General features: G+C 56.6%; 1 protein-coding gene. It reads right to left on the bottom strand.

What is annotated here, in order from left to right; genetic code table 11:
* On the bottom strand, positions 1-759 hold a 759-nt coding region (gene guaB / locus HMPREF1627_RS00050; protein ID WP_158705772.1), incomplete at its 3' end, for an IMP dehydrogenase.
* Positions 760-763: the final 4 nt, after the last annotated feature.

The following is a 763-nucleotide window of genomic DNA, read 5'->3' on the forward strand; positions in this document are numbered from 1 at the left end:
GGTATCAACAACGAGGACGTCTACGCCTGCTTCCGCGAGCGCCACTGCACGATCCCACGAGTCTCCCCAGTAGCCCACTGCTGCGCCAACTAGAAGGCGACCCTCCGCGTCTTTTGCCGCGTCCGGGTATTGCTCGGTTTTAACGAAGTCTTTAACGGTGATGAGGCCGGCTAGGCGCCCCTGGTCATCAACGATGGGGAGCTTCTCAATGCGATTCTTAGCGAGGAGTGCTTTCGCATCTTCGCGACCGATCCCAACGGGCGCGGTGATAAGCGGCGTGGGAGTCATGTGTTGTTCTACCGTTGCGGTTGCCCATTCGCTCGGAGGAATGAAACGCAAGTCACGGTTGGTGATGATGCCGTGAAGCTTGCCGTCCTCGTCCACAACGGGCAGGCCGGAAACTCGGTAGTGGCCGCACAGTTCGTCTAGCTCCTCGATGGTGGCTTCCTTGTGGATTGTCACTGGGTCGCTAACCATGCCGGATTCGGATCGCTTAACCTGGCGCACCTGCTGCGCCTGATCTTCGATCGACAGGTTTCTGTGCAAGATGCCAATGCCGCCCTGGCGAGCCATCGCAATAGCCATGCGCGCCTCGGTAACGGTGTCCATTGCCGCGGACAGCATCGGGATTTTAAGAGTGATGTTTTTTGTTAGCTGCGCAGTCGTATCAACCTCGGAGGGCACAACGTCTGTGATTTCAGGCAGTAACAAAACGTCGTCATACGTTAGGCCGGTAAGGGAAAAAGGATTATCAATCATTTCG

It is taken from the genome of Actinomyces sp. S6-Spd3 (assembly GCF_000758755.1).
Lineage (GTDB): Bacteria > Actinomycetota > Actinomycetes > Actinomycetales > Actinomycetaceae > Pauljensenia.